This is a genomic window from Brevundimonas sp. (assembly GCF_018608325.1).
In the GTDB taxonomy this organism is placed as follows: Bacteria; Pseudomonadota; Alphaproteobacteria; order Caulobacterales; family Caulobacteraceae; genus Brevundimonas.
In genome coordinates this window covers 827-6,484 of the sequence record NZ_JABAZW010000116.1, presented here as the reverse complement: position 1 = coordinate 6,484, position 5,658 = coordinate 827, and the positions used below count along the sequence as shown (strand labels likewise).

Here is a 5,658-nt window from a genome sequence, read left to right as displayed (position 1 = left end):
GGGGGGGCCGCCAGCAGCGCCAGGGCTGCGGCGGTGGTGATGATCCGTTTCATAGTCTTCCCCCTCAGGAACGGTGGTGCAGCCGCTTCCACACGCGATAGCCGATGATCGGCGCGAACCCGCAGATCAGGGCGGCGAACAGCACCACCCAGAATCCGCCCCCCAGCCAGTATTCGCCCGCCAGAGCTCCGGCGCCGGCCGCAAGGACCGGGCCGAGCCAGGGCAGCCATGTCGGCGGCCGCATCCGCATTCAGACGTCGACCTTGATGACGCCGCGGCGGATCTGGTCCAGTTCGATGGAATCGAACAGGGCCTGGAAGTTGCCGTTGCCGAAGCCTTCATTGCCCTTGCGCTGGATGATCTCGAAGAAGATCGGGCCGAAGGTGTCCTGGGTGAAAATCTGCAGCAGCAGGCCTTCTTCATCCGAACCATCGATCAGGATGCGGTTCTTGCGCATCCGCTCCACGTCCTCGCCGTGATTGGGCAGGCGTTTGTCGATCAGTTCGAAATAGGTCTCGATCGTGTCCTGGAAGTCCACGCCGCGCTCACGCATGGCCTCGACCGTCTCGAAGATGTTCTCGGTGGTCAGGGCGATGTGCTGGATGCCTTCGCCATTATAGCGACGGATGAATTCCTCGATCTGGGAGTTCTCGTCCTGGCTTTCGTTCAGCGGGATGCGGATGGCGCGGTCGGGCGCGATCATGGCCTGCGAGAACAGGCCGGTCGCCTTGCCCTTGATGTCGAAATACTTCTGCTCCTCGAAGTTGAAGATCGAGTTGTAGAAGCCGGACCATGTCCGCATCTCGCCGCGACGCACGTTGTGGGTCAGGTGGTCCAGGATCTCCAGACCGACGCTGTTCTTGCGTTCAGCCTCTTCCCAGCCCTCGATCTCGTCCCAGGCGTCATACAGGCTGGCGCCGTCGCCATACTGGTCGATGACGTACAGCAGGCTGCCGCCGATGCCTTCCAGAATATAGGGATAGTCGTCGCCCAGCGCGCCGCCGTTGGCGCCCTGCGCCGCCTTGGCGCCCCGCTCCAGCGCGCCCTCATAGGCGGCCTTGGCGTCGGTGGTGCGGAAGGCCATACCGTTGGCGGACGGACCGTGATCCTTGGTGAAGGCTTCAGCCTGTCCCTTGGGCGAGCGATGCACCAGGAAGCTGATGTCGCCCTGTTTCAGTCGGACCACGTCAGTCTTTGGGTTCACGTGCGTCTGGGTGAAGCCCATGATTTCAAGGCGCGAGATCATCGCCTTGGGTTCGGGGCCGGTGAACTCGACGAATTCGAAACCATCGACGCCGAGGGGGTTCTCCTGATCGAGCTTGTCCGCTTCGGTCTGGGTTATGTCGTGCATGGAGCGTCTCCTGCATTATGTTTTGTGGCGGGCTTAACCGAATGGGGCCGCCGATTGGCGCGGAACCTAATCGCGGACGGCGACAGAGCCAAGGCAGGCCACGCCCTCGTGATGCTCTTGCCTCTGCGACAGAGCGTCGTGGATGACGTGCGGCCTTTGCCCGTGTATCGACCCCTGTGAACGTCTTCGGCGACGTTCTTTGGGAAACACCATGCTCCGCAAGCTCTACGACGGCGTCTTCAATCTGGCGCGCCACCGCCATGCGACGCCCGCGCTCGCGGTCGTATCCTTCGCTGAAAGCTCGTTCTTCCCCATTCCGCCGGACGTGATGCTGGCGCCGATGATCCTGGCCAAGCCGGAGAAGGCCTATTTCTACGCCGCCGTCTGCACGGTCGCTTCGGTGCTGGGTGGTATTCTGGGCTACGCCATCGGCTTCTATCTGACCGACGTGGGGCTGGCGATCATGCGCTTCCTCGGCCATTCCGACGGTCTGGCCCAGTTCCGCGCCTGGTTCGAGCAGTGGGGCCTGTGGGTCATCCTGATCAAGGGGCTGACGCCCATCCCTTACAAGCTGGTGACCATCGCCTCGGGACTGGCCGCCTTCAGCTTCCCTGTCTTCATCGCCGCCTCGGTGGTGACGCGCGGCGGGCGGTTCTTCCTTGAAGCCTGGATCCTGAAAACCTGGGGTCCGGCCATGCTGGCTCAGGTCGAAAAGCGTCTGGCCCTGTGGGCCGGGATCGGTGTCGTGGCCCTGGTCGCCCTGATCGTGGTTCTAAAACTTCTGTAACATCGACGGCGGCGCTGGAGCGGGGTAAGACCGCTTCAACATGACAGACGTCTATCGCCTTCTGACCCGTTGGTGGACCGCCTTCGCCCTGGCGGCGTCGCTCGCCATGCTGGGCGCGGCCCATGCGTTCGAGCATTTCGAGCATCTGGCTCCGTGCAACCTGTGCCTCAAACAGCGTGAGGTCTATTGGGGCGCCGTGGCCATTGCGGTCCTCGCCACCGGCTGGACCATCGTCAGCGGCAGCCGTCGCGGAACGCCGCGCATCGCCTCCTTCCTGCTGGCCGCCGTGTTCGCGACCGGCGCTGTCACCGCCATCTTCCATATGGGCGGCGAGTATGGCTGGTGGGCCCTGCCTGCGACCTGTTCGGCAGGGGCGGGCGGTCCGATCGACATGGACGCCCTGACCGCCCTGGCCCTGGGCACGGGGCCGTCGGTCACGGTGATCTCCTGCGGCGACGTGGCCTGGAGCTGGCTGGGTCTGTCCATGGCGGGATGGAATGCGTTGATCGTTTCGGCTCTGGCGGTGTTCAGCCTGCTGGCCGCCAAACGCCCCAAGGACGCCCGCGCGCCCCGTATCGAGAAGGCCTGATCCCATGTCGGAGACTTCAGCCGCCCCTCATATTCCCCTGCCGCGCCCCGGACGCGGCGCCGACAAGGCGCGGATGGATGAAATCCTTCGCGTTGATCATGCGGGTGAATACGCCGCCGTCCTGATCTACCGCGCCCAGAAGGCTGTGTTCGAGGGCCGCAAGTCGCATGGCGACATGGTTCGCGACCTGTCGGAAATGCAGGATCAGGAGGCGGTGCATCTGGACCGCTTCAACCGCCTGCTGAACGAACGGCGGGTGCGGCCCACGGTCATGACGCCCCTGTGGCGGATTGCGGCTTCGGCGCTTGGCGCGGGAACCGCCCTGATGGGCGAGAAGGCCGCACACGCATGCACCGAGGCGGTCGAAAGCGTCATCGAGAAACACTACGCCGACCAGATTGCCGAGATCGGCGACCGCGATCCGGCTCTGGCTGCCGAACTGACCCAGTTCCGCGAAGAAGAACTGGCCCACCACGACCACGCCGTCGAACACGGCAGCCGCGAAGCGCCCGCCTATCGCCTGCTGTCCAGCGTCATCAAGGTCGGCTGCAAGGCGGCGATCAAGATCAGCGAGAAGATCTGATTTGCGTCACCGTCGGGCTTGACCCGAGGGCCGGGTGTTCCGTCGCATTGCGTCAGGGGGGCGCGCCCAGCCCGGTCCGCATCTGATCCTCGGGTCAAGCCCGAGGATGACGGAGGGAGGATTGCCTCCCTCCATTTAAGTCCATCGTTCTCAGTAGATTTCGAACAGACCGGCCGCGCCGCTCCGAAACGCTGGCGTTTCGGAGCTTCGTTTGATGTGGGCGCGGCTTTCGTTCGTTCTCAGTAGATCTCGAACAGACCGGCCGCGCCCATGCCGCCGCCGATGCACATGGTGACCACGCCGTATTTGGCGCCGCGACGCTTGCCTTCGATCAGGACGTGGCCGGTCATCCGGGCGCCGGACATGCCGTAGGGGTGGCCGATGGAGATGGCGCCGCCCGAGACGTTCAGGCGGTCATTGGGGATGCCCAGCGTGTCCTGGCAGTACAGAACCTGCGAGGCGAAGGCTTCGTTCAACTCCCAGATGCCGATGTCGTCGACGGTCAGGCCGTGGCGCTTCAGCAGTTTCGGCACGGCGTAAACTGGCCCGATGCCCATTTCGTCCGGCTCGCATCCGGCGACGGCCATGCCGCGATAGGCGCCGAGCGGTTGCAGGTTGCGACGGACCGCTTCACCGGCCTCCATGATGACCGAGGCCGAGGCGCCGTCTGACAGCTGGCTGGCGTTGCCTGCGGTGATGAACTCGCCCTGCTGGATTTCCTCGCCGCCGCCGAAGACGGGCTTCAGGCCCTTCAGGCCTTCCAGCGTGGTGTCGGCGCGGTTGCCCTCGTCCTTGGACAGGGTGACTTCTTTCGACGAGGTCTGGCCGGTCGCCTTGTCCATCACCAGCATGGTGGTGGTCATGGGCACGATCTCGGCGTCCAGACGGCCTTCGGCCTGGGCCTGGGCGGTGCGCTGCTGGGATTGCAGGGCGTATTCGTCCTGGCGGTCGCGTGAGATGCCATAACGGCGCGACACGACCTCGGCCGTCTCCAGCATGGACATATAGATGTGCGGCGACAGCTTCAGCAGCGCCTCATCCTTCATCCGGTACAGGTTCATGTGCTGGTTCTGGACCAGCGAAATGGACTCAAGTCCGCCGCCGACCGCCATCTTCTGGTGATCGAAGATGACCTGTTTGGCCGCCGTGGCGATGCCCATCAGGCCCGAGGCGCACTGGCGATCCAGGCTCATGCCCGGAACCGAGGCGGGCAGGCCGGCGGCCAGGGCGATCTGGCGCGCGACATTGGTGCCGGTCGATCCCTGCTGCAGGGCCGCGCCCAGAACCACGTCTTCGATTTCCGCGGGATCAACGCCCGCGCGCTGGACGGCGTGACGGACGGCATGGGCGCCCAGCTGCTGCGCCTGGGTGTCGTTGAAGGCGCCGCGATAGGCCCGGCCGATCGGCGTGCGGGCGGTGGAGACGATGACGGCTTCGCGCATGATTCACTCCCAGGGCTTGGCGCCCGTACTTGTTGGCCGTTCCGGCCGTTTGTTGTCTGGTCCGAATGGACCTCTTTCCTCAGGTCAGAGTTTAGGCGCCTCACGTTGCGTCAACGCAAGGCGCCTGTTCCCTTATCAGCCTCCGTGAGCCTGCTGCGCCTTGGTCAGTTCGATCATGCCCTGGGCGGCGCCCATTTCCGGCACGATCTCACCATCGCGGTTCGAGATGGCGTCGAACTGGGCGGCGACCTGTTCCGGGGCGTCGGCGCCTGCGATGTGAACCCCTTGCGTCAGGGTGACATAGGCGCGCTCGAAGCCGCCTGCGCCTGCGGCCAGGATGGCGCGGGTCGGGGCGTCGCGGCTGACCAGATACAGAAGGCCCGGCGTGACCAGCGAGGGCTCCAGCGCTTCCAGCGGCAGGGCGGCGCCCAGGTCCTCGGTCATGCGGGTGTGGGCCGTCGGCGCCAGGCTGTTGACGCGGATGTCGTTCTTGCCGCCTTCGATCGCCAGGGTCTGCATGAAGCCGACCAGCGCCATCTTGGCCGCGCCATAGTTCGACTGGCCGAAGTTGCCGTACAGGCCCGACGACGAGGTGGTCATGACGATGCGGCCATAGTTCTGTTGGCGCATGATCTCCCACACCGCCTTGGTGCAGTTGACCGCGCCCATCAGGTGCACGTCGAGCACGAAGCGGAAGTCGTCCAGCTCCATCTTGGCGAAGGACTTGTCGCGCAGCACGCCGGCGTTGTTCACCAGGATATCGACACGGCCCCATTTGGCGACGGCCTGATCGACCATGGCCTGAACGGCGGCGAAGTCGGTGACGGAAGCGGCGTTGGCGATGGCTTCACCGCCTGCGGCTTCGATTTCCGCGACCACGGCTTCGGCCGCCGTCGCCGATCCGCC

7 protein-coding genes are annotated in these 5,658 nt (G+C 65.0%); 3 read left to right on the top strand and 4 right to left on the bottom strand.

Going from position 1 to position 5,658, the window contains the following annotated elements; all coding sequences use genetic code 11:
• Positions 1 to 64 precede the first annotated feature (64 nt).
• Both QZ281_RS11815 and hppD read right to left on the bottom strand, forming a co-directional pair.
• On the bottom strand, positions 65 to 250 hold the full coding sequence (locus tag QZ281_RS11815; protein ID WP_201099860.1) for a hypothetical protein: 186 nt from the start codon (positions 248 to 250) through the stop codon (positions 65 to 67).
• A complete protein-coding gene (hppD, locus tag QZ281_RS11810) occupies positions 251 to 1,351 on the bottom strand; it encodes a 4-hydroxyphenylpyruvate dioxygenase (protein WP_292228590.1) in 1,101 nt (366 codons plus the stop codon).
• A gap of 211 nt (positions 1,352 to 1,562) precedes the next feature.
• Between hppD and QZ281_RS11805 the strand changes: the two genes are divergently transcribed.
• From QZ281_RS11805 to QZ281_RS11795, 3 genes are read left to right on the top strand one after another with little or no spacing between them, the layout of a single operon-like run.
• Positions 1,563 to 2,138: a YqaA family protein gene (locus QZ281_RS11805; RefSeq protein ID WP_292228588.1), complete on the top strand. Its 576-nt coding sequence runs from the start codon at positions 1,563 to 1,565 to the stop codon at positions 2,136 to 2,138.
• Between the two features lie 40 nt (positions 2,139 to 2,178).
• Complete coding sequence (locus QZ281_RS11800; protein ID WP_292228586.1) at positions 2,179 to 2,727, top strand: disulfide bond formation protein B; 549 nt, start codon at positions 2,179 to 2,181, stop codon at positions 2,725 to 2,727.
• A 4-nt stretch (positions 2,728 to 2,731) separates the two neighbouring features.
• Positions 2,732 to 3,310 (top strand): demethoxyubiquinone hydroxylase family protein, encoded by a 579-nt coding sequence (locus tag QZ281_RS11795; protein ID WP_292228584.1) that lies wholly within the window; start codon positions 2,732 to 2,734, stop codon positions 3,308 to 3,310.
• A 239-nt stretch (positions 3,311 to 3,549) separates the two neighbouring features.
• Here the strand turns inward: QZ281_RS11795 and QZ281_RS11790 are convergent, their stop codons facing one another.
• Positions 3,550 to 4,752, bottom strand: coding sequence for an acetyl-CoA C-acyltransferase (locus QZ281_RS11790; RefSeq protein WP_219353088.1), 1,203 nt, complete (start codon positions 4,750 to 4,752; stop codon positions 3,550 to 3,552).
• A 135-nt stretch (positions 4,753 to 4,887) separates the two neighbouring features.
• Positions 4,888 to 5,658 (bottom strand): SDR family NAD(P)-dependent oxidoreductase (locus QZ281_RS11785; RefSeq protein ID WP_292228581.1); only part of this gene is annotated, 771 nt, incomplete at its 5' end.

Excerpts from the sequence above, each read along its gene's own strand:
- QZ281_RS11795 (WP_292228584.1), top strand. The coding sequence starts at position 2,732 with ATGTCGGAGACTTCAGCCGCCCCTCATATTCCCCTGCCGCGCCCCGGA.
- QZ281_RS11790 (WP_219353088.1), bottom strand. The coding sequence starts at position 4,752 with ATGCGCGAAGCCGTCATCGTCTCCACCGCCCGCACGCCGATCGGCCGG.
- QZ281_RS11815 (WP_201099860.1), bottom strand. The coding sequence starts at position 250 with ATGCGGATGCGGCCGCCGACATGGCTGCCCTGGCTCGGCCCGGTCCTT.
- hppD (WP_292228590.1), bottom strand. The coding sequence starts at position 1,351 with ATGCACGACATAACCCAGACCGAAGCGGACAAGCTCGATCAGGAGAAC.
- QZ281_RS11800 (WP_292228586.1), top strand. The coding sequence starts at position 2,179 with ATGACAGACGTCTATCGCCTTCTGACCCGTTGGTGGACCGCCTTCGCC.
- QZ281_RS11805 (WP_292228588.1), top strand. The coding sequence starts at position 1,563 with ATGCTCCGCAAGCTCTACGACGGCGTCTTCAATCTGGCGCGCCACCGC.